Consider the following 25,491-nt stretch of genomic DNA (forward strand, 5'->3'; position numbering starts at 1 on the left):
TTACTCCGAATGTTGAAATTGAAAAACCGGATGATACAGGTCATAAGCAAACTCATCACAAGCATGTTGAAGTAATGCTTGTGCATCTTGTTCTTGCAAAATTAAACGCCAGTCTTGATGTAACTTGCACGCTTCATTTTGTGTCATATCGATAGAGGTAAATGTCCCCGTTTCATTCCAGTATTTTAACAGCTCTGCATAGCTCTTCTCATCCAGTTTTATTTTTTCTGTCGGATTTGTTGTTTCCCACTGATATGCCTTAGCTTTTTCAAGTGGCTTTAATAATAAAGCTGCTGGTAACACGAGTGGCTGCTGTTGAGCATAACGCCAGATTTTAAACCACGGTTGTAAATACTGCCGAGCTTGCTCCGAACTAATACCTTTACAGATGACAGTTTGGTCACTAAAAACCACAATACGGCGTCTTTCAGTTCCTGCACTTCCTTCATTTAAATAGACCAACCAAAGCAGGTACTCTAACCAGACTTTTGCACGTCTTTTTGCCCGAGCACTTGATGCTTCCATACTGACCCAATCCTGAGTTTCAGATTTTGGCACCGTAATATTCATATGTAGCTGTTTGGCAATTCGCCACACACGCTGAGTCGTTTGTGTCACAGCTGGCGCATAATGATGAAGGCGCTCAAGCAAACATGCCTGTTCAAAAATGCCCTGTTGCCATGCACTGTATTGAACTTTGCCTACAGGCAACTGATCAAGTAGAACTTCAGGCTGTGCCTGCTGTTCGTTTTGCTGTAAAAAATGTCGAATGGTATAACGGCCCAAACCATCTAAAAGCAAAGGTTCATTCTGATCTAATACGCTTACATTTCCTAAGTTTTCTACGCCTAAAGTTTTTAAATATAAACGTGCGGGGAAAGTCACATCCTGTATCCACTGATGGCTGTCTAAAACCAACATGTCAGGTATTTCTAAAGGATAAGATATATTTGCCCAAGGCTTAAGAACACCGGAAGCTTGCTGAATTTGCATCGCCACGTTAAACCAGTGATCTTGATAACGAATATAGCGGTTCTCAGCCATAAAACCTTTCGGGTCAAACGGCTGTAAATAATGTAAGTGATAGAGCTGTTTTAATTGAGTCGGGATTTCAATACCTTCAATCACTTCTCGATCGGGTGCATTTGGTTCTGGCTTTACAATAAGTGCAAGATGCTCACGGAACTCTTGAAGAATACTAGAAGGATCTCTCACCTCACCGTCATTGACATCAAAGCCGTTATAAAACAGCCATAAGTTTTCTTGAGCTAAAAGTAGGGCATCTAAGAAAGCGCCTTGGTCATCCTCAAGACGGGAACGATCACCTAATTGTTGACGTAAGGCATCCATCAAATCAAATGGCACATGGGTGTCTCGATTTGGAAACTGCCCTGCATCAAGGTTCAACATCACAATTAAACGATAAGACAACGGACGAATTTGTCCAATCTGGGCAAAGGTAATCTGTCCAGTCGGTTCAGCTTGAGCCGTTTGATTTTCTAAAGTTCGCTGAATCTCATCCAGAATATAAGGCAAAGGCAAGGTGATTTTACGTAAGGTGCCTGTTTCTGTCTCGGCATAGTAGCTTGCGAGCGTTAACATACGCTCTTGTTTTTTTACAATTTCCCGCGCAGTTTTTAAAGCAGTCACACCGGCCTGCTCAAACTCGATAATATCTTGCGAGAGTGTTTGCAACCAGTATTCCACCGTATGACTTTTCTTCTGCTCATGCATAATGAGCCAGTCACGGCGTTCATTTAAATCTTGATAAATCTGAATGATCGTACCAATAAGCTCAAAATCGCCCGGTTGAACTTTGGCATAACTCAACACCTGATTAAACGTCGCATGTACAGGCACGGCAATGCCAAGAGCCAATCGCTCTAAGGCAAATTTAAAGCTATATCGATAATCATCATCACCGTCACACAAACTGCGCTTGAGATGCTCTGCATCAAGCCCTCGTTTAAAACCCGTATCGGCAAGCAAATTTAAAATCCGCTCGACCTGAACATACTCAAGTTCGTAACGTTGCTGGGTCGCATGCAAACTTAACCAGTCAGCAAAATCATCAAAGCTAAAACGGCCCTGCATCAGTTGAATACGCCCAATTACGGCACGCCAAGCATTAAGTGCATCAAGTGATGCAACACCTGCAATTTTCACTGGCAAATGTACACCTTGCTCAGTGGCAGTAGCGGGAAATACACTTCGAATTAAAGGCTCTATATCAGCCAAATTAGGCACTAAAACTAAAATATCGTTTGGGCGGCGCGGCTGTTCATGCGGTTTAGCCAACCAGCCAATCAATTGCTCTTTTAGTACTTCAAGCTGACGTAAAGTTGAATGACAAACATGAATCTGAATAGAGTCATCGTCTGGAGCGAGTTCATATTGCTTAGCTTGCGGTTCTACCAAATGCAAAATATCTGACTGAACTTTACCAAGTAAACTTTCAGGAAAATCATCCACAAAAGCATCAATCCACTTACCTTCTTCACCCGTAGATAAATTCGATAATAAAGAAAAGTGGTCGCGGGCTTGTTTACCCAATCTGGTTAAAAGCGGATGTCTAGACTCACGCGCTTCAGCATTAAAGTTGAGTGTGAATTTATTAAAGAAATCGCTAATTTCAGCATCAGTAGCCTTTGGATTTTTCGCAATAAAACGCTCTTTTACCCCTAAGTCATAACGCTGTTTCCAGAGTGGATCGACACTATCGGCCCAATATTCTTGTGAAGGGTTATAGTGCAAAATCAAGACATCAATATATTGGCCTAAACGGCGCAAGAACTGTAACTGACTTGGCGGCAAATCTAATAACGTAAAGATCACCACTTGATTAGGTAATCTTGAAATAGCACGCTTACCACGGTCTGGATGATCTAACTCTTGCCAAAACAACGCGTCAATTTGCTGCATTTGCACAAAATCATCATGAAAATGTTGCTGCCACAACCAACGCTGCCAACGCTCTAGCTCCTCAGTTTGATGTAATGCAAAAGCAGTCACTTCTTCATCTTTCTGCACAATATATTTTTCAATATCGAGTGCTCGCCCCTGTCCCCAAGCAGACAACCAGTTTTCCGGACAGGTACAACTATTTTCACAACCACGCTGGCACTGTCCACGATAAATCATATAGTTGCTAAATAGATCGGCAACCTGCTCAGCGACCCAATACAGCATTTTTTGTTTTTTTAATTGTTTATCTATGCCTTGTTCGAGTCGATCTGCACTGTCATAAATACGCTGAACAATAGAATGTAAAGGATGCGATGTGTCTATGCTCATCGTGTCAGGTTGAATAAATTCGTGCAAAGCCTGATGCACCCGCCATTTAAAAATCAAACGCGGGATGTTCGCTTTACGGACCTGTTCTTTATGCGCAGTTAAAACTTGCTGATAGGCATACCATTGGAAACCTCGTACCCGTTGGTGAAACTGGTAATTGGCACTCATGCCTTGTTGTTCTGCAAGTTTTTGTATCAGCCACTGCTCGACCGCAGGACTTGGAACAATAAAATGTTGGGTTTTCAAAACCTGTAATGGATGCGTTGAAGCTTGAGATGTAGACGCCAATACACCTTGCAACAACACATCAATACGTTGACTTTGAATAACATGGATCCCCATTTATTTCATTTCCTGCTTGCATAATTTATGCACAAAATCATAAACATTCATTACTATACAACTGAATCTGACTATGTCACGTTGGTTTAAACACAGCATAATTTAACTTAAGGTGTCACTTACACTTGGTTTGAATGACGCCATCAAGAACTTATACAGGTAGACATTATGAAAATTGACAAGATTCCTGACTATATTGATCCTAGCCTAAATCTGGAACAAATTCGCGATGAGTGCCATGATCTCATCAAAAAAAGAGCTTACGTCTCAGCCGGAGCGGCAATTGTACCGATTCCTTTTTTTGACGTGGCGGTAGATTTGGGAATTTTGTCGCACCTGATTCCAGATATCAATTCCCGTTTCGGTTTAGCACCTGAGCACGTGAGCGTTTACGACCCAAAAACTAAAACTATTCATTGGGATGAGTTACGTAAACGCGGTTTTGAATTTTCAGGTTTTGTAGTCGCACGTACTACCGTTAAAAAAACATTTAACGGCTTTTTAGGCAAAATCGTAACAAAACAGGTGACTAAATTTATACCGCTAGGCGGACAAATTGTAGCAGCAAGTTTAGGCTATTTCATGATGAAAAAAATAGCAGAAACTCATCTGAATGACAGTTATAACCTTGCAAAACGTATTCAGCAAAAAAGCCGTGGCACTATTGTAAATTAATGTTTGCCTTGTAGCTGAGAGCTTAGTCTGCTCTCAGCTGTTTTAAAATGGCCTTCAATACTTCCAGACGTGCCGTATATTTATCATCAGTTGCGACGATATACCACGGTGCATATTCAGTACTGGTTCGCTCAAACATATCGGCTGCTGCTTTTAAATAATCGTCCCACTTATCACGATTACGCCAATCTTCTGCTGTGATTTTAAAACGTTTATGCGGTGTTTCTTCTCTGGCCTTAAAACGCTGCTCTTGCTCATCTTTACTAATCGCTAGCCAAATTTTTACTACAATCGTTTGACTATCAAATAAATCTTTTTCAAAGCGGTTTATTTCATCATAGGCACGCTGCCATTCTAAAGGTGAAGCAAAACCTTCGACACGTTCAACGAGTACACGTCCATACCATGTCCGATCAAAAATCGTGATTTTTTCAGCTTCATTAATGCGGTTCCAAAAACGCCATAAGTAAGGATGTCGAGCTTCAAAGCGTTCAGGTGCACTAATACAATGAATATCGTATTCTCGTGGGTCTAAGTTTTTAACAATTCGCTTAATGGCCCCGCCTTTACCAGCAGCATCCATACCTTCAAAAGCAATCACGACATTGCGTTTATCAAAACGCATGGCATCGGCAATTTTTTTACTCAGTTTATCGAGCTCTTTTTTATATTCAGCTTTTTCAAGTGGTTCATTAGAAGGTTTTAATAAACTCTCTGGAATTTTAGCTTGTTGCCATTTTCCTTTAACTTCAGTTTCATGCTCTGGAAGTTGACGCATGTGATGTAAAAGGTATTGAGCAAAAAATTGATCACGTTGCTTTTCATCTTCGCCATCAATAATGTACCAATCATCGGTAAAACGACGGCGTAACTTTTGCAAAGTGTCATATTGTTTTTTATTACGCCAGTCTAGGCCGTGGAGCTTATGCCAATGTTGTTCAGATGGATCTATTTTATCTAAACGTTTTTGCAGCGATTTCCATGATAGATCGAACCAGACTTTAACTACATCGACATAGTTATTTTTTAAATCTTGCTCAAATGCCCGCATATTTTCAACGTATTCATCAAAACGTGAATCATCTAAAGGCTCGGAAACATGCGTTGCGGTGACGAGCAAATCGCTATACCAATTGCCGAACATCACCACAATTTGTCCTTCAGTCGGAATAAACTCCGAGTAAGATTGCCAAAATGCTTCTGTATCTGTCAGCACACGTGGCGCGTCTGCTTTGACTCGTAAATATCGTGGATCTAGCCATTCACGGAGTTGCTTAACAGCCTCACCTTTTCCAGCCAATTCAATACCGCTCATTAAAATGAGTGTGCTTTTAGCGTTGGGTTTGCCCCGACTTTCTTTTAACGCGTATTGTGCTTCAATCAAATCGACTGAAAGCTGTTCTTCATCACGAATCTCAAATTTTGGTTGTTGTTCACTCATAGTCCACGGCTCTAATCTTTTATTGTTTAATTTCGATGATCTTTAACTTATGCGGTTAAATGATGAATTGCTATACAAATTATGTCATTGCGAAAAAATTCTGTTTAAAAATTGACGCATGAATCATTTTTTTTACATCTACTCGCCATAGTACAAGGTTACAATGCCTTTTATGATTTTTTGCAAATAGCCCAATATTAGAGCCTTAAATGTCTAAACTCGCTGCTTTTGATGATCTTTTACAACAATATAAAACGTTTAATTATCACGATAATCCAGTGCTTGCCCAGCGTTTGCAAGATGTACAAACATGGCTAAAAGAGCGGATGAAAGATACGCATCATGACTTTTTTAATCTGCCAACACACAAGCTCATGTCAGAGTACTTTTTAAATCGTTTATATGGTGGCCCAGAGTTTGATGCTCTTGCAGCTCAAATTGAACGCCTATTGAAATATGCGCATAAAGCAGAAAAAGTCTTACCTGAAAATGCAATTAAAACGGGTACTAAATCGGTAAGTTTGGCTGTACTTGCAACCCAACTTGATGAGCAAGTAGCAATGCAACTTCTTGAGGACTATCCGGCAGATACAGTACTCACTGATGAAATTATGCGTTTAACCTTAATCAAGCTTGATCAGGCCGAAACTCGTTACCAGCAACTTGCTCTTCTTGACGATTTAGGTGCAGCACTCGATAAATACATGCGTTCATTTATGATGTTTACTGCTTTTAAAATGTGTAAAGGTATTGCCCAAAAATATCACTTCGAATTGATGTATGATTTCATTCAAGATGGTTTTAGTGCGATGAAACCGTTAAAATCGGCCGAGACCTTTATCAAGACTTTTACTGAAAAAGAACGCCAGATTATTGAAAATGTACATTCAGGGCATCCGAATCCGTTTAGAGTGTGATAAGGTCGGCACATAGAAAAACTCAACCTCGCGAAGTTGAGATTTTATTCATTATATTTGCATGATGATGCCTGTAAAAATAGACAAAATCTGTCATCATGCAGAACTTATTCCGTTTCACTTGAGTTTGAGTCTAGGAGAGACAATATGTCTAACGAAAACCAAAAGCCAACATCTCCAACTGAGCAGGCACAAAGTTCAGACAAAGTTAGCCCATTCCTAAACTCACCTTTACCTCAAGGTACTCCTCAAGGGCAACAACAAACTTTACAGCAAACCTTAACAGACACACCTGTGAATGGTTCTGTACCTAAATACAATTTACCTCGTGGTGCTGGTAATACTGGCAACGTTGGTGAAACCACACACTTTGGTTACTCAACTGTTAGAACTGAAGATAAAGCACAAAAAGTTGCAGAAGTTTTCCATTCAGTTGCAAGCAAATATGACTTGATGAATGACTTGATGTCATTTGGTATTCACCGTTTGTGGAAACGTTTTGCAATTAACATGTCTGGTGTTCGCCGTGGTCAACACGTGTTAGACATTGCGGGTGGTACAGGCGACTTAGCAAAAGTATTTAGCCGTGAAGTTGGTCCGCAAGGTCATGTTGTACTTTCAGACATTAACGAATCTATGCTCAATGTGGGTCGTGACCGTCTAATTGATGCAGGCTGTACCAATGTTGACTTCGTTCTTGCCAATGCAGAAACATTAGAACCTTTTGCAGACAACAGCTTTGACCTTGTAACAATCAGCTTTGGTTTACGTAACGTGACAGATAAAGACGCAGCACTTGCATCTATGTTCCGTGTGTTAAAACCAGGTGGCCGTTTACTGATTCTTGAATTTTCTAAACCTGTATTTGAGCCATTCTCAAAACTTTATGACCTCTATTCATTCACTGCTTTACCGATCATGGGTAAATTGGTTGCGAATGACTCAGAAAGTTATAAATATTTGGCTGAATCAATCCGTATGCACCCAGACCAACGTACTTTAAAAGGTATGATGGAAAATGCTGGCTTCCAGAACTGTGACTATCACAACCTTACTGCTGGTATCGTTGCCGTTCACCGTGGCTTCAAACTGTAAGGGATAACGATATGTGGTCGATTCTGGCACTCGGTGCAGTCGAACGTATCATTCATCATCTGATCGATCTGGATGCGGTTACTCGCATTCAGCTTAATCAGTTACAGGGCAAAATGTTGCGTGTTGTGATTGATAGCCCGCAACTTTCTGTCGATGTATTCTTTGACCAAGAAAAAGTACGTCTTGAACCTACCGTAACAGGTCATAGTGAAAAGCCTTCTATTTTTGAACAGCGTCCTTTTGATGCCCAATTCAAAATTTCTGAAGCAACTGCAACTTTGCATGTTAAAGATGTCATTGAACTGATTAAATTATTGATCAGCGATCCAGACCAGATTGGCAATATCCCATTGCAAGGTGATTACCACCTCCTACAAGATATTCAAAAGATTATGCAGCAAGCTGAACCAGATTTAGCTGCGCATTTATCAAGATGGGTGGGTCCTCAACTCGCTCATGAAATTGGCAAGATTCAACTTGCACCAAAACATTTAAAACGCTCCGTGCAAAGCCATCTGTTTTTTGCTGAAGACGCATTAAAAGAAGATAGCGGTCTATTTGCCCCTCGCTGGGAAATGGACGACTTAACTCAAGCAACGCGCAAGCTTAATCAAGACATTGACCGTCTAGAAGCAAGATTGCAGCAACTCAATGCACAACTACAACCCTCTCAAGACTAGGTAAGACTGTATATGATTCCGCATGTTTCACGTTTACTCGAACTTTGGCGTATTGCAGCGCACTATAGACTCGATACGTTGTTCCCTGCGGATGAATTACCAGTTAAAGCTCAACGTGCATTAAGTGTTATTAAAATGCACCCAGCTGCATGGTCAAGTCGCGAACGTAAAAATCCTTTAAAGCTCAAAGAAGCTTTAGAAGAGATGGGGCCGCTTGCAATCAAGCTTGGTCAATTACTGTCAACTCGACGTGATTTAATTCCACCAGAAATACTCGCTCAATTGGTTTTACTTCAAGATCAGGTAAAACCTTTTGATAGCAATGTTGCCAAACAACGTATTCAAGAATCGTTAAAAGCTGACGTAAATACCTTGTTTGCACGATTTGATGACCAGCCATTAGCTGCCGCATCAATTGCCCAAGTGCATACTGCTGCATTGCATGATGGTCGCGAAGTTGTGGTTAAAGTGACTCGCCCTGATATTCGCAATCAAATCTTACAAGATTTTGAAATTTTGGCATGGTTAGGCAATACGCTAGAAAGCCGCCTTGAAGCTGCTCGTGCGTTGCATCTCACTGAAATTATTCAAGACTACCGCCAGATCATTTTAAATGAACTGGACTTGAGTATTGAGGCAGATAACACCCGTCGTATGCGCCATTACTTTACTGGCTCAACCATGATGTATGTGCCAGAAGTGTACATGGACACCAAAGATGTCATGGTGGCTGAGCGCATTACTGGTGTGCCTATTTCAGATACAGCAACCTTTGACCGTTTAGGCATGGACCGCGCACAACTTGCAGAAAAGGGTTTAACCATTTTCTTTACGCAAGTCTTCCGCGATAACTTTTTCCATGCCGACATGCATCCCGGTAATGTCTTTGTAGAAACCATTAATCCAAGCAATCCACGCTTTATTGCACTGGACTGTGCGATTATGGGTGAGCTTTCTAAGCACGACCAGATGACAGTTGCCCGTATGTTGCTTGCTGTGATGAACAGCAACTTTATGCAGCTTATTCAAATTGTGCATCAAGCTGGCTGGATTCCACCGGGTACAGATCAAGACGCGTTAGCACGTGAAATGCGTCGCACTGTTGGGCCAATGGTGTCTAAACCAATGGATCAACTTGATTTTGCGGGTATCTTAATTCAAGTCATGGATATTGCTCGACGCTTCCATCTTGAGATACCACCACAGCTCATGCTGCTACTAAAAACTTTAGTGCATGTAGAAGGCTTAGGTACTGATCTTTATCCGCAGCTCGACATCTGGAAATTGGCAAAACCAATTTTGACAGAATGGGTCAAATCCAATATGAACCCAGTCAAAAATGTAAAAGAGCTCGGCCAGCAATTACCTGACCTGCTTTTAGGTGCTCAAGATTTCCCAAGTTTAATTATTGACAGCCTAAATGGTTTAAAAAATCAGTCTGCTTGGCAAGACCGTCAGTTACGTGAAATTCAGCAACTTCGTTTGCAAATGGAACACCAACAACGCCGTAGCTGGATATTCGGCAGTACTATGCTGATTTTACTAACTATTGCGATTATTAGTCCTTGGTTTGTCTCGATTATTCTGATTGTGCTGAGTAGTTTACTAGCGCTTTGGCGTATATTGAAATAAGTTCAAAATCCCTTGCCAGTGCAAGGGATTTTTTATGGAAAAACTTTAGTTTTAAAAAAATTTATAGCTCACCTATTCATTCATTGCTAAATTGAAGCTATAAATGCTTCAAAAGAACAAACAATGAAAACACCTCATTTTGCCATTATCGGTGCAGGTACAGCAGGTTTAGCCACAGCCATTTTGCTCGCCCGCCAAGGCAATAACATTACTATTTTTGAACAAGTTGATGAGTTATCCCCGGTAGGTGCTGGTTTATTACTCCAACCTGCGGGCTTAGCAGTATTTGAACACTTAGGTGTGCTCGATAAAGCGCTGCCATTAGGTGCAAAAGTCACAGGCTTAGAAGGCCAACTTCCAGACAAGCGTCTTTTAGTTAACAGTCACTATCATGAAGCATCAGCAAACCTCTATGGTCTGGGTATACACCGAGCCACTTTATGTCATGTACTCACTCAAAGGCTTAGCGAGTATTCAAACCAGATTACTTGGTGTATGAACCATTCTGTTGAAAGATTTGAAGAACATAACAATGAAGTTCAGCTATTCGGAAGTCATCAAAATCAAAAGTTTGATGCTCGCTTTGATGCCGTACTTATTGCCAATGGTGCTCGTAGCCAATTACGTCCCAAAGCATGGGTAAAGGTTGACCAAGCCTACCCTTGGGGTGCGGCGTGGAGTATCGTGCCTGAATGCCAAGTTCTCGATTCTGAAATTCTGCATCAATTTTATGATCGCTCGAAAATTATGATGGGAATTCTTCCTACAGGAGCCATTCCAACAGAACCTCAACAGCGCCTTTCAAGTGTATTTTGGAGCTTACCTAAGCCAAAATTACAAAGCTTTTTACAAGATGAGCAGGCTAAACAAGCTTGGATAAAGCAAGTCTCAGAACGTTGGCCCAAAGTTGCAGAATGGCTGAAAGAAATTTTGTATAACAGTCAAACTCAGCCCAAATGGTTATCTGCAAACTACCGTGATGTCGTTATGACTCAATTTGGTCAAGGTCGAATTGGGGTAATTGGCGATGCAGCTCATGCAATGAGTCCACAGTTAGGTCAAGGTGCAAATATGGCATTATTGGATGCTTGGGCTTTCTCTCAATCATTGCAACATGCTCAAAAAAACCAGAATATTGATTGGTCCCTGCTCTGGCAGCACTACCACCAGCTTCGCCGTTCATCCACCCAGTTTTATCAATTTCTTAGTCGCTTATTAACACCACTTTATCAGTCTGATCATTGGTGGGCTGGAGGTTTAAGAGATTTAGTTTTTCCGTGGATGTATCAAATCCCTTATTTTCGAAAAGAAATGGCAATTACAATTTCAGGCTTAAAAACAGGACCATTCAAGCAACTTGATTATGATCAGGTAGCTCAATTTCCTAAAGAAAACAGTGCATTTCATTTAGAAAGCCAATCTTTGTCTGACTATTAACCCCACCAAATAATAGTGATTAACACATGAAAATCAGCCATCTTGATCATCTTGTTTTAACTGTCTCAAATATTGAAACTACCTGTCATTTCTATCAAACCGTATTGGGGTTTGAAGTCATCACGTTTAAAGGTAATAGAAAGGCTCTAAAGTTTGGAAATCAAAAAATAAATTTACACCAGCAAGGCAACGAGTTTGAACCGAAGGCATTACAGCCGACTCCCGGATCTGCCGACTTGTGTTTTATTTCAGACACTCCCATTTCAGAAGTGGTTGCGCATCTTAATCAGTTAAATATTCAAATTGAAGAAGGTCCGATTGAGCGTACTGGTGCAATGCATCCTATTCTTTCAGTTTATATACGCGATCCAGATCAAAATTTGATTGAGATTTCAAATATCCTCACGCCTTAGTCATTCGAATAATATACAGATTGGTAAGTGTTACAAGCTATTCATTACGCTGACAAAGACAAAAAGGACAAAGAATTTTTCCGCAAAGCGACGTTGATGCCGTACACTATACAAGCTATTTTTTAGCATCAGATTGAAATCAATTTATAGTTCATATTTCTTTGGTGATTCCTCATGAATAACACGCAATGGCTCGATGAAGTAAAATTTAACGAACAAGGTCTTATCCCTGCCATTGCTCAACATCATCAAACCGGACGTATTTTGATGGTGGCGTGGATGAACCGTGAATCACTTGCACTTACAGCAGAAAAAAATCAGGCGGTGTATTTCTCTCGCTCTCGCCAAAAACTTTGGCACAAGGGTGAAGAATCAGGTCATTTCCAAACAGTTTATGAAATTCGTTTAGACTGCGACGGCGATGTAATCATATTACAAGTTGAGCAACACGGCGGTATTGCATGCCATACAGGTCGTGAGTCTTGTTTCTACCGTAAACTTACCCCACAGGGCTGGGAAATTGTCGATGCACAATTAAAAGACCCTACTGCAATTTATGGCGATAAAGCCAAAACTGAAAGCCACGATCATGCTCACACGAAAGAACAAGTGGATGTACTTGCTCACTTAGGGCAATTAATGCAAGAGCGTAAACAAGCAGAAGCGGATACGTCATATGTTGCAAGCCTCTACAAAAAGGGCATCAATAAAATCTTGGAAAAAGTCGGTGAAGAAAGCGTAGAAACTATTATTGCTGCGAAAGACTACGCTGCTCAAAATACAGAAAGTAATTTAAATGACTTGATTTATGAAACTGCCGATTTGTGGTTCCATAGCATTGTCATGTTGGGTTATTTCGATCTTAATCCACAACTTATTATTGACGAATTAGCTCGTCGTCAGGGTTTATCTGGTTTAGTTGAAAAAGCTAACCGCAACAAGGTTTAAAATCACTCAGTGTCGAATATCGAAAAACCTAAAGCCACCTATGAGCAAGCAATTGCCATAGATAACGCACGTCTTGGGCAATCATTTAAAGTGATTGCCTATGCGGGTACAGGTAAAACTACTACCTTACAAATGATTAGTGATGCCATGCCTGAACGGCGCGGTATGTATCTAGCATTTAACAAGGCAATTGCAGGCGAAGCACAAAACAAATTTCATCGTAATGTAGATTGTCGTACTTTTCACTCCCTCGCTTTTCGCAGTGTGCCACGAGGTGTGACTGATAAATTACGCTTACCTCGCTTAAGCCCAAGTTTTATTGCAAAAGAATATCGACTACAACCTATAACTTTGCGACGCATGATGGGTGGACGTTATGAAAAATACGTCTTAATGCCAAGTCGCCTCGCAAGTCTTGTCGCCAATGCTGTCAGCTATTTTTGCTCGACCAGCTCGCAATACCCTGCTCCTCGACATATTCAGGCACCCAACTGGTTACATCCAGACGATATTACTGCACTACAAACTCATCTTTACTCTGCTGTTGAACGCCGCTGGTTAGAGTCGATCGACCCAAATCATCAAGCAGGAATTGGTCACGATATTTACCTCAAACTTTGGGCATTGTCTGAACCGAACATTCCAGCCGATTATGTACTATTTGATGAAGCACAAGATGCCGATCCTTTAATGTTGGGCATTTTGCTTCGTCAAAAAAATACTCAGGTTATCTATGTTGGCGATGCACATCAGCAAATCTACGCGTGGCGTGGTGCAATTAATGCCATGCAGCAATTACCATTGCCAGAGTCTCGCCTCACCACTTCTTTTCGTTTTGGTGAAACGATTGCCGATGTTGCCAATGCATTGTTGGGCGGCTTAAATGAAACTGTTCCTCTGCTTGGTAATCCAAACCAGAAATCAAGTGTTGTAAATAAACCGCATACCAAAATGCGTGATGCGATTTTATGCCGTACCAATGCTCGGGCCATGGAACTTTTATTAGCTGGTTTAGTTCACGGCGATAAAGTGAGTTTGCAAGCTGACCATCAAAAACTAAACCGTTTTGTAGATGCTGCAAGTCTCTTAAAACAAGGAAAACGGGTTACTGATGTGCCTGAATTAGCATGGTTTAATTCATGGCATGATGTCCATGAATACTGTGAAACTAATGAAGGTAGTGATATTAAGCCATTAGTAAAACTGGTCGATGATCACGGCACAGACCCACTAAAAAAAGCACTTGCAAAGATTACACCACTTGAGCAAGCTGACTATGTCATCTCTACAGCCCATAAAGCGAAAGGGCTAGAATGGAACCGCGTTCATATTGAGGATGACTATCAATTTAAAATTAATGGGTTAGAACACAAGATTACCGATGAAGAATTAAGACTACTGTACGTTGCCTGTACTCGTGCTAAAGTAAGTCTAAATATCCATCATCTTTATGATCTGATACAACAATTAAAAGTAAGGGCGCCTTTAAGTCTTCGTCAGTCGGTTGGTTGAAGCGCTCATATTTAGGTGAGCCTATGAAACTTGAATCTGTCCAATTTAAACATATTGCTCTGTTTCACGACCTTAAAATACACTTTCACTATGAAAAACAGCCAATCACCTTAATTTTAGGTGAACAGGCAACTGGTAAAAGTATGTTACTCAAACATACTTATCATGCTTTAACTTGGCTCCCTGCTCGCCTTAAAGATTTGCGTAGTCCCGGTATTGTCATGCCTGATCAAGACATTACTCAGTCGCGTCTACAATCAAAAATTGAAGTGACTATTCAAATTCCTTCAGAAATTGGTCACCTGCCAGAAAGTACCTCTGCTCAGCAGCTAGACTCTTCACTATGTAGCTGGAAACTTTTTAAAACCTTAAATGCAAGTGGGATTGGAGTGAGCCAAGTTGAAACTCAGCAACTTGACCAAACCATGGCTCTTTATCAACAAGTCATAAAAAAAGATCCATTACAGGGGCTTCCCTTAATCGCTTACTACCCAGCCGAGCGATTTGTGAATGATATTAATCTTTTGAATAAAAATTTACCCGGCATTACTCAAGCCATTTCAGCCTATGACATTAGCCCACTACCGTTTACAACTTTTACACGCTTTTTTGAATGGCTACGAGAAATTAGTGATATCGAAAATGCGCAAGCCGCTCACCTCGTACAACGGATTAGGTCGAAACAATCAGATCAACAAGATCAAACAGAATTATTAAATGAGCTTCAAAAAGAATTATCAGGGCAACCTAAACAGCTCACTTCACCCAATCTCTATGCCCTCAAGAATGCATTGAATATCGTTCTGCCTGAGCTTAAAGACCTCTATTTACAATATCAGCCTCGACTGCAACTTATGGTCGACTATGAAGATCAAACCTTACCTTTTCAGCAGCTTTCAAATACAACAAAAACCTGGATTGCTTTAGTAGGCGATATAGCCCGCCGACTCTGTTTACTCAATCCTTTGAGCTTAAACCCTTGTCTTGAGGGAGATGGTGTTTTACTCATTGACCAGATTGATGCACAGCTGGACTCAACACATTGCTCCGAAATCTTAAATCGGCTTCATCAAGCATTCCCACACCTACAAATTATTGCAACAGGAAGTCGTGAAGAGCTACTTGAACATGCCTCGACCTATCAATGTCTAAAATTAGAGTCTGGTAAAATTAGCCATCTTGACCTAAATACGACCAAGCAACAGCTTGAACATATCTATACCTTACTTCAAAGAAGCGAACCTTTAACACCATCTATAGAAGCACAGCCTTTGAGTTTAATAGACCCAACACCAGCACCGATTGAAGTTTTATTTCAGCAGATTCAGGGTTTAAATGAACAACAAAAAAATGAATTATTAAGGATGATTCATGCGGGAGACGCACCGGAAGAAAGCCCTTCGGTTTGAGTTTTATAATCAAAAAAAACACACTCACAAAATATATGGTGGAGTAAGGTTTTTTAAACACAAAAATAACTAGATGTTGTTACTACATGTAATAACATCAGATTTTCAATGCTTTTTTAGTGTACAATAAATTTCATTTTGCGTTTTTATTCTTCAAGTTGCGCAATACAACTTGTTTCTCGCTTTATTTTCTAATTTGGTTGGGTTTTCGGAATAATAAGCTTTGGAACTCTCTTTGAATTCCTATCTATTCTGAAATTAAAATTTCACCTTTAGGTTTCGGCCTAAATCACATATGGATACGAGTGTGCTACCGATAATTATCTTATTACCGTTAATATTAGGCACCACCCTTGTTTCATTGCTTCAACGGTTCTCGCGTGGAGTAACGGCTTTAGGGGCAATTGGGGTCAGTTTAACCAGTTTTGGTTTATTACTGACTCAAGCTAAAACTGTGCTTGGTGGTGCAAGCATTCAACAAAGCTGGGATTGGCTACCTCAATTAGGGATCAATCTGAGCTTCAGGCTCGATGCTCTTGGTTTATTATTCTCTTTACTTATTACCGGTATCGGTACACTCATTTATATATACGCCTATTATTATTTAGGCCCTAAAAATTCATTAAGTAAACTCTATACGTTACTCATGCTGTTTATGGCAGCAATGCTGGGTATTTCGCTCTCTAATAATCTTATTATTTTATTAGTCTTTTGGGAGCTCACCAGTATTTCATCTTTCTTGTTAGTGGGTTATTGGAGTCATTATGAAGCTGCTCAACGTGGCTCTCGGATGGCACTCACCATTACAGGAATGGGTGGTTTAGCAATGCTAGGTGGATTTGTTCTCTTAGGACAAATCACTGGGACCTATGAAATTAGCGAAATCATGGGCATGAAAGATGCGATCCAAGCCCACGCTCTTTTTATTCCAATGTTATTGCTTATTTTGCTTGGCGCATTTACGAAGAGTGCTCAGTTTCCATTTCATTTTTGGTTACCTAACGCAATGGCGGCACCCACACCGGTGTCTGCTTACCTACACTCTGCGACCATGGTAAAAGCCGGGATTTTTCTACTTGCCCGCTTACTTCCAATTTTTATAGGCGCTGCGATTTATCATAATATCGTTACGTTTGTCGGCCTATTTACACTCTGTATGGCAGCATGTTTTGCCATTTTCAAAGAAGATTTAAAAGGACTGTTAGCCTATTCAACCATTAGTCATTTAGGGCTTATTGTTTGTTTACTCGGGATCGGTTCTCCTTTAGCGGTTGCCGCTGCTATTTTCCATATTATTAACCATGCAACATTTAAAGCAGCGCTGTTTATGCTTGCAGGGATTATTGATCATGAAACTGGCACACGTGATCTTCGAAAACTTAGTGGTATTTGGCAATTACTTCCTTTCACTGCCACACTCACCATGATTACCGCTGCCTCTATGGCAGGTGTACCACTTACCAACGGCTTTATTTCAAAAGAGATGTTCTTTACCGAGCTATTGGCGAATCTTTCAGGCTCAACAGTTATCTTTGCCAGCATCATTGCAACTCTGGCTGGTATCTTCGCAGTAAGTTATTCAATTCGCTTAGTACATGGTGTCTTCTTTGACGGCCCAATTGGCAAACAAGTGCCAAATAAAGACGCACATGAACCACCAATCGGGATGCGTGCTCCAGCCATTCTTCTTGCTGTGCTTTGTATCTTGGTCGGCATTCTGCCTTCGTTATTGGTAGAACCACTGGTCAATAGCGTAACTAGAGCAAGCTTGATGCAGCCAGAATTTGCAGGTACACACCTTGCAATTTGGCATGGATTCAACGCTCCTCTTGTGATGAGTATTATTGCTTTGGTTGGCGGTACGCTATTCTACTTTGCTTTAGCAAAAGACGGCATGATTCGTAAAATTGACCTTGACCCACGTCTAGGCAGATTACAAGGCCGCATCTTATTTGATTTATTTTTAAAACATCTGCTGCTTACAAGCCGAAAAATCAAACAAAAAACTGAAAATGGTTCATTGCAAAGTTATTTGTTCTGGATCATTGCTTTTAGCATCATCATGGTCACTCTGCCTTTACTCAATCAAGGGCTGAGCACAGGTACACGTGAACTCACCCATGCTCCATGGATTGCTGTAGTTCTTTGGCTGACGTTGTTCTCAGGCTGTTGGATGATGCTCTGGTTCCACCATGAGCGTATTAAAGCAGTACTTATTAGTGGTGCAATTGGTCTAGTAGTAACGATGGTCTTCGTCACCATGTCAGCACCAGATTTAGCGCTGACTCAAATTACAGTAGACGTTGTAACGACTGTTCTTTTATTAATGAGCTTATCTTTACTTCCACAGCTCACGCCGTATGAATCTCGTCGTTCTAGACGTTTGAGAGATGCTGCCTTAGCAATTATTGGAGGTTTAGGAATTGGCTGGATTACGTGGCTCATTTTAACCCGTGATCATAATTCAATTTCTTGGTTCTTTGCCCAACAGTCTTTACCACTTGGTGGTGGCTCAAATATTGTAAATGTCATTTTAGTTGACTTCCGTGGCTTCGATACCTTCGGTGAAATTACGGTATTAGGAATCGCTGCGATTGGTGCACTATGTTTAATGGATGGTATGCGTGTACACGGCACCACCATGACGCAAGGTCTCACCTATCGTTTCAATCCATCTCCGCTTATGTTCCGTATTACGGCCTCTTGGGTACTACCTCTAGCGCTTGTCGTCAGTGTTTATATCTTTTTGCGAGGACATAACTATCCAGGCGGTGGCTTCATTGCAGGTCTAATCACCTCAATGGCGCTAATCATTCAATATATTGCACTAGGTCAAGATCAAGCAGAACAGCTGTTAAAAGCGAAGTCTGGCCGCCTTTACGAAGTCTGGATTGGCACAGGATTAACGATTGCAGGTCTGACTGGTATAGCAGCATGGTTCTGGTTACGTCCGTTCCTCACGAGTGCTCATGTCTATGTTGAATTACCAATTCTAGGAAAACTACATCTAGCTTCAGCTGCAAGTTTTGACTTGGGTGTTTATATCACCGTTGTAGGCGCGACAATGTTGCTCATCTCTGTATTAGGCGACTCTCGTCATTCGAGTATGTCCGGTCCTGTACCACATCGGGAGGAATCATCATGATCAGTTTAGAATTCTTACTGGCTTCTGCTATTGGTTTACTTGTTGCCACAGGTATTTATCTGATTTTACGTGCTCGTACTTTCCCTGTTGTGCTCGGATTGGCTGTAATCGGTTATGCAGTAAACTTATTTTTATTTGCTATGGGTCGATTACAAATCAGCTCACCAGCAATTTTAACTGAAACCACAAAAATAACCGATCCACTTCCTCAAGCATTGGTGTTAACCGCCATCGTGATCGGTTTTGCAACTACAGCGTTTATTGTACAACTTGCGCTACGTAGCCGTTATGAATCAGGTAGTGATCATGTTGATGCTAAAGAAGATGCTTCCCCAACATACGACCCACGTGAGGATGAGCCGTGATGTTTGATTTTTTATCTTTTTGGCAACAACACACGCCTATTTTTAGCATTCTCATCCCAGCATTTACTGCTTTTATTTTATTACTGTTAGGCAACCCCGGGGCAGGTGCTTTAAAAGATGACTGGCGCCAACCTTGGCGTCGTGGCATTAGCCTTATCTCAGCAATTGCCGGATTAATTACCGCTATTGTTTATCTTAGTTACGCCAGTACGGGTCAAATTACTGTTTACCAATTAAGTGAATGGTCCGCGCCATTTGGTATTGTGCTTGTACTCGATCGTCTTTCAGCCTTTATGCTGGCACTGACTTACGCATTAGCAGTACCAGTTTTATGGTATGCAAGTGATAACTGGGATACGCGTGGTCGCTATTTCCATGCCATGGTACATTTTCTATTAATGGGGATTTGTGGAGCATTTCTAACAGGCGACTTATTTAACCTTTTCGTCTTTTTTGAAATCCTATTGATGGCTTCGTATGTATTGCTCTTACATGGACAAGGCAAACCTCGTTTTCAGCTTGGCGTTCACTATGTCATTATCAATCTTTTAGCCTCTGCCCTCTTCTTAATTGGGCTTGGTATGATTTATGGCAGTGTGGGTAGCCTCAACATGGCGGATGTCTCACGTCTTATACCGACTCTTGAAGCAGATCAACATAAATTAGCAGTCGCTGGTTCCTTACTTCTCTTTGTTGTTTTCGGTATTAAAGCAGCAATGCTTCCTGTTGGTTTTTGGCTGCCAAAAACCTATGCTGTTGCAAGTACGCCTGTAGCTGCAATTTTCACTATCATGACTAAAGTCGGGATCTATTCTATTCTACGTGTAAATGGAACAGTATTTGACGATGCGCTTAGTCAAGAAATCTTAAAAAGCTGGTTATTGCCTATTGGCTTAATTACTTCTCTTTATGGGGTGATTGCAGCAATTGGAGCAGATCGTTTACGTCGATTTGTTGGCTTTATGGTCCTTTCTTCAATTGGTACCTTGCTTACAGCAATTGCCATGTCTAATACGCAGGCATGGTCTGGTGCTTTATATTACTTAGTGCACAGTACATTGATCGGCGCAGCTTTTTATCTATTTTGTGGATGGATCACTTCACAACGTGGAGATTTTAAAGATCATTTAAAAGTTGCCCCAATAATCAAACAAGAAAAAGCAGCTATGCTGACTTATTTCTTGATTGCGATGATGATGGCTGGATTACCACCTTTTAGTGGTTTTCTTGGAAAAGTCTTCATTTTACAAGCGACAGTTGAAGCTAGCTATCAAGGCTGGATTATTGGTGTTGTGCTTGTTGTGAGCCTATTAAGTATTATTGCACTCACACGTGTTGGTTTTATCTTATTTTGGCGCGCATCTGCTCCAGAAGAAGATCCAATCCATCCAGCTTATATTCTTTATCGTGCTTTGCCAGAACGTGCACCACCACGTAACGATCAAGTCATTTATCTATTATTGGCTGGTTTAATTGCTTATGTTGTCTTTGCTTCACCAATTCAGCATTACACCTTAAGCACCGCACAACAGATCCAAGACCATGCGCTTTACCAACACTCTATTCTTAAAGTAGATCAAAACGGTGAAGTCATCAGTGTGCAACCATATGACCCAGCTTACTTACCAGAAACCAAGTACGGCGGTGAGGTTGAAGATCATAATGCTTATCTTGTTCCAGATATTATTTCGAAAGATACGTTCAATGGCGAACATATTTCTGAATATAAACAACGACAAATTCAGCAACAGGACAAACTCCAAACGCCTACCATTGTTGATGAAAGTCAATTGAAACCTATGGAGCCATAACAATGCAGTTAACTCATTTGCTTGAACGCTGGTTTCCACATCCATTTGTTTCGGTTCTCATCGTTTTATTTTGGTTGATGCTGGCGCATAGTCTTGATGCGAGTGATCTTTTGACTGCGATGCTTTTGGGCTTAATCATCCCTCGTTTAGTCAAACCGTTTATTACCCGTACACCGCATATTCACTGGAAACCTGCGGTTAAACTATGTTTTGTGGTTCTTTGGGATATTATTATTTCTAACTTTAAGGTCGCAAAACTTGTTTTGGGACCTACTAAAAAATTACATCCTAAATGGTATCGTGTACCTTTAGAGACAGAACATGAGCAGGTCAACACCTTACTGGCAATGATCATTACCACAACACCAGGTACGGTTTCTGCGGGTATTGATCAGGAACGCGGGGATATTCTGGTTCACGCTTTAAGCACAGATAATACCGAATCTGATATTCAAGACATCAAAGAACGTTATGAAATTCCTCTTATGGAAATTTTTGATGTGAAAAGTAAAACGGAGGCAAGTGCATGACAATCCTACCCTATGCTCTAGGTATTAGCTTGATTGCCGTTACAATCTCGATGCTACTTTGCCTTTTCAGACTAGTTATGGGCCCATCAATTGTAGACCGCCTTTTAGCGCTCGATACACTTTTCCTCAATGCAACTTGCCTCATTGTTGTGTTAGGCATTTATTGGATGACGACTTCTCTATTTGAAGGAGCACTATTGGTTGCGATGTTAGGTTTCGTATCTACAGCCGCCTTAGCACGTTACTTCACAACCGGTCATGTTATCGATTAAGGAGAGGTCAAATGCAATTTACAATGGAAATTATTGTTTCGGTCTTTCTGGTTTTTGGCGCCTTCTTCATGTTAGTTGGTTCAATCGGTATGGTCCGTTTACCCGACTTATTCATGCGCTTACATGCGCCAACTAAATCGAGTACGCTCGGCTTAGGAAGCTTTCTGATCGCTTCAATGATCTTTTTTGCTTTCCAAGGGCGGTTCGGTTTTGCTGAGCTACTCATTACCCTTTTAGCTTTCATTACCGCGCCTGTTTCGGCTAATTTGATTGCTCAAGCTGCGCTACATTTACGTTTACGCTCATTGAGTGGTGAAGTACCTGAAGCCATTGAACGCCCTCTACCTTGGGACCGTTACAAAATTGGTCAACGCTTTTCACAAAACAAACCGCCAATGGAACCTCCTAAAGAATAAAAAATTGAATCAATAAAAAAGCCACCCGAAGGTGGCTTTTTTATTTTGAGTTTTCATTACTCTTGGTCATCTGACTTACGTTCTGGTAAATCTTGTACCGCTTTTTCGATTAGACCAAACATATAGTTACCATATGCATTTGTCTTATCGTAATGGAAACGTAAGCGAGGCGTAATACGAGTCTTAATGCGACGGCTCAATTCATGACGCAAGAAACCAGAAGCTTTATTTAATACATCTAAAGTTTCTTTATTTGCTGCTTCACTTTGCTCATCGCCGAGTTCACGTCCCATAACGGTGACATAAACTTCAGCATAACCCATATCCGCACTGACTTTCACCGCAGAGATGGTCACTAGACCACCTAAGCGAGGATCTTTAAGCTCTTGACGGATCAGCTCAGACAACTCACGTTGTACTGAATCCGCCATGCGCTTTAAGCGTTGGCTACCCGCCATTAAAGACTCCGTTTAATCAATTGAACATCATACACTTCGATCTTATCTTGTGGCTTGATGTCTTTATAACCTTTCACCGCAAGGCCACATTCCATACCAGCACGAACTTCATCAACAACATCTTTATAACGACGAAGAGATTCAAGCTCACCTTGGAAAATTACAACATCATCACGTAATACGCGAATCGGTTTATTACGATGTAATGTGCCTTCAAGTACCATACAGCCTGCTGCTGCACCAAACTTACTTGAGTGGAATACTTCACGTACTTCCGCAACACCCAAGATTGTTTCACGATGTTCAGGAGCAAGTTTACCGCTCATGGCATCTTTCACATCATCAATTAATTCATAGATGATGCTGTAGTAACGAATATCAATACCATCTTGGTCACTTCGTTGACGAGCAGTCGTATCGGCACGAACGTTAAAGCCTAACAATACAGCTTCTGAAGATTCAGCAAGGATTACATCAGACTCAGTAATCGCACCAACACCTGAGCTAATTACACGAACTTTTACTTCGTCAGTAGATAATTCATGTAGAGCAGCATTCAGTGCTTCTAAAGTACCACGTACGTCTGTTTTCAAAACAACGTTCACTGTAGGAACATCTTTTTTGCCCATTGACGACATGATATTTTCAAGGCGCATAGCACTTTGACGATCAATACGTTTTTGACGCTCACGGTCAGCACGAGCATCGGCAACTTCACGCGCTTTCTTCTCGTCATTTACAACAAGAACTTCATCACCCGCCATTGGAGCATCTGGAAGACCCAGAATTTCTACTGGAATAGATGGTCCTGCTGATTTAATTGGCTTACCATTTTCATCAGACATTGCACGGACACGACCATAAGACGAACCTGCAAGAACAAGGTCACCAATGTTTAATGTACCGTTTTGAACAAGAATCGAAGTTACTGCACCACGGCCTTTATCTACACGTGCTTCAATAACAACACCTTGCGCAGCACCTTCAGCAGATGCTTTTAATTCCATCAATTCTGATTGAATAAGAATTAAATCAAGGAGTTCATCAATACCTTGTCCGCTGTGTGCAGAAACTTTAGCAATCGGAACATCACCACCCCATTCTTCTGGAACGATTTGTTTCGTTGTTAATTCATTTAACACACGGTCTGGATCAGCAGATTCTTTATCCATTTTGTTGATCGCAACAATAATTGGAGTACCTGCTGCACGAGCATGGTCAATTGCTTCTGCAGTTTGTGGCATTACACCATCATCTGCAGCAACAACTAATACAACGATATCTGTTGCTTTAGCACCACGTGCACGCATTGAAGTAAATGCCGCATGTCCTGGTGTATCAAGGAATGTAATAATTCCTTTGTCTGTTTCAACGTGATATGCACCAATATGCTGGGTAATACCACCTGCTTCTCCAGCCGCCACTTTCGAACGACGGATACGGTCAAGCAATGATGTTTTACCATGGTCAACGTGACCCATAATGGTAACAACTGGCGGACGAGTTGTTTGCTCACCACGAGCTTCTTCAGCTGCTTCAAGCAAGTTATCTTCCGCTTGTGTATCAGAAACTAAAACAGGGTTGTGGCCCATTTCTTCTACAACAAGTGCCGCTGTGTCTTGATCAATAGCTTGATCTTGATTAACCAATTCACCCATTTTCATAAGTGTTTTGATAACTTCACGTACTTTAATCGCCATTTTTTGAGCAAGATCGGCAACAACAATGCTTGAACCGATTTCTACATCATAAACTTGCTTTTTAACTGGCTTTTCAAATCCATGCTTATTCGCTTGGCTTGATTTTAAACCACGTTTGTTATGGTTAACAAAGCTTTGCTCTTCTTGACCACGACGACCACCTTTCTTCCCAGCACGTGGGTTAGTGGTTGCGCCACCGCGTTTAATTTCACGGTCTTCTTGCTTAAATGAATCTTCATAAGCTTGGCCAACTAGACCAGAAGCAAGTGGAGAATCATCAATAACACGAATTGTCGTAGTAGCATCGTCATTTGAATACTTAGACGCCATTTTGCGCATTTGTTCAAGTGTACGTTGCTGAGCTTCTTCAGCTGCTTTACGACGTGCAGCTTCTTCAGTTGCTTTTAACTGAGCTGACTGCTCTTCACGAGCTCGTTTCTGTTCTGGAGTTTCCGCTGGTTTTGGTGCAGGTTTTACTGTACCACCACCACGCTTTTTCACTACAACAGCAGCTTTGGGAGCTGTCTGTGCAGCACTATCTTGTTGATGAGCAGCACGCATCGCATCTAAAGTTGCTTTAGCTTTTTGCTCTGTTTGAAGACGCGATTTTTGCTCGGCAGTTTCACGCGTTTGCTGTTCTACACGTGCTTTTGCTTCAGCTTCTGCACGTGCTTTAGCTTCAGCTGCAATTTGTTCAGGGTTTGGTTTAGCAAAAACCTGTTTTTTACGTACTTCTACGTTAATTGTTTTTGCTTTACCCGAAGTACTTGCAACTTTAGCGGTACTGGTTGTTTTACGTTTCAACGCAATTTTTCCTGTGTTACCACTTTCTTGACCATGAACTTTTTTCAAATGATTGACCAAAGTATCCTGTTGTTCAGTGGTAATAATGTCGTCTGCTGTACGTTGAGGCAAACCTGCTTCACGAGCCTGTTCTAGGAGCTTCTCAACAGGACGTCCTACACTGAGAGCTAACTCTTTAATCGACTTGTCCGTCAT

Annotated in this window: 20 protein-coding genes; 16 read left to right on the plus strand and 4 right to left on the minus strand. The window is 41.1% G+C overall.

Annotated features, from left to right (window positions below; all coding sequences use genetic code 11):
• Positions 1-3,636, minus strand: a complete 3,636-nt coding sequence (locus tag B806_RS0102650; protein WP_017402584.1) for an exodeoxyribonuclease V subunit gamma — start codon at positions 3,634-3,636, stop codon at positions 1-3.
• A gap of 168 nt (positions 3,637-3,804) precedes the next feature.
• Between B806_RS0102650 and B806_RS0102655 the strand changes: the two genes are divergently transcribed.
• Positions 3,805-4,311 carry a hypothetical protein gene (locus B806_RS0102655; RefSeq protein ID WP_016142355.1) on the plus strand — a complete coding sequence of 169 codons (507 nt, stop codon included), beginning with the start codon at positions 3,805-3,807 and terminating at the stop codon, positions 4,309-4,311.
• 22 nt (positions 4,312-4,333) lie between these two features.
• Here the strand turns inward: B806_RS0102655 and B806_RS0102660 are convergent, their stop codons facing one another.
• The gene (locus B806_RS0102660; RefSeq protein ID WP_017402585.1) at positions 4,334-5,752 is read right to left on the minus strand and encodes a polyphosphate--AMP phosphotransferase; all 1,419 of its coding nucleotides are present in this window, start codon (positions 5,750-5,752) and stop codon (positions 4,334-4,336) included.
• A gap of 209 nt (positions 5,753-5,961) precedes the next feature.
• On the opposite strand from B806_RS0102660, the gene B806_RS0102665 reads away from it, so the two are divergent.
• From B806_RS0102665 to B806_RS0102735, 15 genes are all read left to right on the plus strand, one after another.
• Complete coding sequence (locus B806_RS0102665) at positions 5,962-6,669, plus strand: hypothetical protein (protein WP_017385382.1); 708 nt, start codon at positions 5,962-5,964, stop codon at positions 6,667-6,669.
• 147 nt (positions 6,670-6,816) lie between these two features.
• The gene (gene ubiE / locus B806_RS0102670; RefSeq protein WP_005079312.1) at positions 6,817-7,764 is read left to right on the plus strand and encodes a bifunctional demethylmenaquinone methyltransferase/2-methoxy-6-polyprenyl-1,4-benzoquinol methylase UbiE; all 948 of its coding nucleotides are present in this window, start codon (positions 6,817-6,819) and stop codon (positions 7,762-7,764) included.
• A gap of 11 nt (positions 7,765-7,775) precedes the next feature.
• Complete coding sequence (locus tag B806_RS0102675; RefSeq protein WP_017385381.1) at positions 7,776-8,444, plus strand: hypothetical protein; 669 nt, start codon at positions 7,776-7,778, stop codon at positions 8,442-8,444.
• 12 nt (positions 8,445-8,456) lie between these two features.
• Positions 8,457-10,076 carry an AarF/UbiB family protein gene (locus tag B806_RS0102680; RefSeq protein WP_017385380.1) on the plus strand — a complete coding sequence of 540 codons (1,620 nt, stop codon included), beginning with the start codon at positions 8,457-8,459 and terminating at the stop codon, positions 10,074-10,076.
• Positions 10,077-10,199: 123 nt separating this feature from the next.
• On the plus strand, positions 10,200-11,513 hold the full coding sequence (locus tag B806_RS0102685) for an NAD(P)/FAD-dependent oxidoreductase (protein WP_017402586.1): 1,314 nt from the start codon (positions 10,200-10,202) through the stop codon (positions 11,511-11,513).
• Positions 11,514-11,539: 26 nt separating this feature from the next.
• The gene (locus tag B806_RS0102690) at positions 11,540-11,926 is read left to right on the plus strand and encodes a VOC family protein (RefSeq protein WP_017385378.1); all 387 of its coding nucleotides are present in this window, start codon (positions 11,540-11,542) and stop codon (positions 11,924-11,926) included.
• A gap of 174 nt (positions 11,927-12,100) precedes the next feature.
• The gene (gene hisIE, locus B806_RS0102695) at positions 12,101-12,874 is read left to right on the plus strand and encodes a bifunctional phosphoribosyl-AMP cyclohydrolase/phosphoribosyl-ATP diphosphatase HisIE (RefSeq protein ID WP_017385377.1); all 774 of its coding nucleotides are present in this window, start codon (positions 12,101-12,103) and stop codon (positions 12,872-12,874) included.
• A gap of 9 nt (positions 12,875-12,883) precedes the next feature.
• Positions 12,884-14,386 (plus strand): UvrD-helicase domain-containing protein, encoded by a 1,503-nt coding sequence (locus B806_RS0102700; protein ID WP_017385376.1) that lies wholly within the window; start codon positions 12,884-12,886, stop codon positions 14,384-14,386.
• 23 nt (positions 14,387-14,409) lie between these two features.
• Positions 14,410-15,795: an AAA family ATPase gene (locus B806_RS0102705; RefSeq protein ID WP_017385375.1), complete on the plus strand. Its 1,386-nt coding sequence runs from the start codon at positions 14,410-14,412 to the stop codon at positions 15,793-15,795.
• 295 nt (positions 15,796-16,090) lie between these two features.
• Positions 16,091-18,940 (plus strand): monovalent cation/H+ antiporter subunit A, encoded by a 2,850-nt coding sequence (locus tag B806_RS0102710; RefSeq protein WP_017385374.1) that lies wholly within the window; start codon positions 16,091-16,093, stop codon positions 18,938-18,940.
• Positions 18,937-19,305 carry a Na+/H+ antiporter subunit C gene (locus tag B806_RS0102715; protein WP_002115033.1) on the plus strand — a complete coding sequence of 123 codons (369 nt, stop codon included), beginning with the start codon at positions 18,937-18,939 and terminating at the stop codon, positions 19,303-19,305. Before B806_RS0102710 ends, B806_RS0102715 begins: the two co-directional genes overlap by 4 nt.
• The gene (locus B806_RS0102720) at positions 19,305-21,116 is read left to right on the plus strand and encodes a monovalent cation/H+ antiporter subunit D (protein ID WP_017402587.1); all 1,812 of its coding nucleotides are present in this window, start codon (positions 19,305-19,307) and stop codon (positions 21,114-21,116) included. Before B806_RS0102715 ends, B806_RS0102720 begins: the two co-directional genes overlap by 1 nt.
• 2 nt (positions 21,117-21,118) lie before the next feature.
• Positions 21,119-21,646, plus strand: coding sequence for a Na+/H+ antiporter subunit E (locus B806_RS0102725; RefSeq protein WP_005079335.1), 528 nt, complete (start codon positions 21,119-21,121; stop codon positions 21,644-21,646).
• On the plus strand, positions 21,643-21,918 hold the full coding sequence (locus tag B806_RS0102730) for a monovalent cation/H+ antiporter subunit F (protein WP_005065886.1): 276 nt from the start codon (positions 21,643-21,645) through the stop codon (positions 21,916-21,918). The genes B806_RS0102725 and B806_RS0102730 overlap by 4 nt, the downstream gene beginning before the upstream one ends.
• An 11-nt stretch (positions 21,919-21,929) precedes the next feature.
• Positions 21,930-22,334, plus strand: coding sequence for a Na+/H+ antiporter subunit G (locus B806_RS0102735; protein WP_005065884.1), 405 nt, complete (start codon positions 21,930-21,932; stop codon positions 22,332-22,334).
• Positions 22,335-22,390: 56 nt separating this feature from the next.
• Here the strand turns inward: B806_RS0102735 and B806_RS0102740 are convergent, their stop codons facing one another.
• Complete coding sequence (locus tag B806_RS0102740) at positions 22,391-22,792, minus strand: ribosome-binding factor A (protein ID WP_002114836.1); 402 nt, start codon at positions 22,790-22,792, stop codon at positions 22,391-22,393.
• Entirely contained in the window at positions 22,792-25,491 is a 2,700-nt protein-coding gene (infB, locus tag B806_RS0102745) for a translation initiation factor IF-2 (protein WP_017402588.1), read from the minus strand. Before infB ends, B806_RS0102740 begins: the two co-directional genes overlap by 1 nt.

Source organism: Acinetobacter sp. TG2027 (genome assembly GCF_000302435.1).
GTDB lineage: Bacteria > Pseudomonadota > Gammaproteobacteria > Pseudomonadales > Moraxellaceae > Acinetobacter > Acinetobacter pittii.

Bases quoted from the DNA above. Each gene is read 5' to 3' on its own strand.
- B806_RS0102665 (WP_017385382.1), top strand. From the start codon at position 5,962: ATGTCTAAACTCGCTGCTTTTGATGATCTTTTACAACAATATAAAACG.
- B806_RS0102675 (WP_017385381.1), top strand. From the start codon at position 7,776: ATGTGGTCGATTCTGGCACTCGGTGCAGTCGAACGTATCATTCATCAT.
- B806_RS0102710 (WP_017385374.1), top strand. From the start codon at position 16,091: ATGGATACGAGTGTGCTACCGATAATTATCTTATTACCGTTAATATTA.
- infB (WP_017402588.1), bottom strand. From the start codon at position 25,491: ATGACGGACAAGTCGATTAAAGAGTTAGCTCTCAGTGTAGGACGTCCT.
- B806_RS0102715 (WP_002115033.1), top strand. From the start codon at position 18,937: ATGATCAGTTTAGAATTCTTACTGGCTTCTGCTATTGGTTTACTTGTT.
- B806_RS0102725 (WP_005079335.1), top strand. From the start codon at position 21,119: ATGCAGTTAACTCATTTGCTTGAACGCTGGTTTCCACATCCATTTGTT.
- B806_RS0102650 (WP_017402584.1), bottom strand. From the start codon at position 3,636: ATGGGGATCCATGTTATTCAAAGTCAACGTATTGATGTGTTGTTGCAA.
- B806_RS0102685 (WP_017402586.1), top strand. From the start codon at position 10,200: ATGAAAACACCTCATTTTGCCATTATCGGTGCAGGTACAGCAGGTTTA.
- B806_RS0102660 (WP_017402585.1), bottom strand. From the start codon at position 5,752: ATGAGTGAACAACAACCAAAATTTGAGATTCGTGATGAAGAACAGCTT.
- B806_RS0102705 (WP_017385375.1), top strand. From the start codon at position 14,410: ATGAAACTTGAATCTGTCCAATTTAAACATATTGCTCTGTTTCACGAC.
- ubiE (WP_005079312.1), top strand. From the start codon at position 6,817: ATGTCTAACGAAAACCAAAAGCCAACATCTCCAACTGAGCAGGCACAA.
- B806_RS0102740 (WP_002114836.1), bottom strand. From the start codon at position 22,792: ATGGCGGGTAGCCAACGCTTAAAGCGCATGGCGGATTCAGTACAACGT.
- B806_RS0102680 (WP_017385380.1), top strand. From the start codon at position 8,457: ATGATTCCGCATGTTTCACGTTTACTCGAACTTTGGCGTATTGCAGCG.
- B806_RS0102735 (WP_005065884.1), top strand. From the start codon at position 21,930: ATGCAATTTACAATGGAAATTATTGTTTCGGTCTTTCTGGTTTTTGGC.
- B806_RS0102720 (WP_017402587.1), top strand. From the start codon at position 19,305: ATGTTTGATTTTTTATCTTTTTGGCAACAACACACGCCTATTTTTAGC.
- B806_RS0102690 (WP_017385378.1), top strand. From the start codon at position 11,540: ATGAAAATCAGCCATCTTGATCATCTTGTTTTAACTGTCTCAAATATT.
- B806_RS0102730 (WP_005065886.1), top strand. From the start codon at position 21,643: ATGACAATCCTACCCTATGCTCTAGGTATTAGCTTGATTGCCGTTACA.
- hisIE (WP_017385377.1), top strand. From the start codon at position 12,101: ATGAATAACACGCAATGGCTCGATGAAGTAAAATTTAACGAACAAGGT.
- B806_RS0102655 (WP_016142355.1), top strand. From the start codon at position 3,805: ATGAAAATTGACAAGATTCCTGACTATATTGATCCTAGCCTAAATCTG.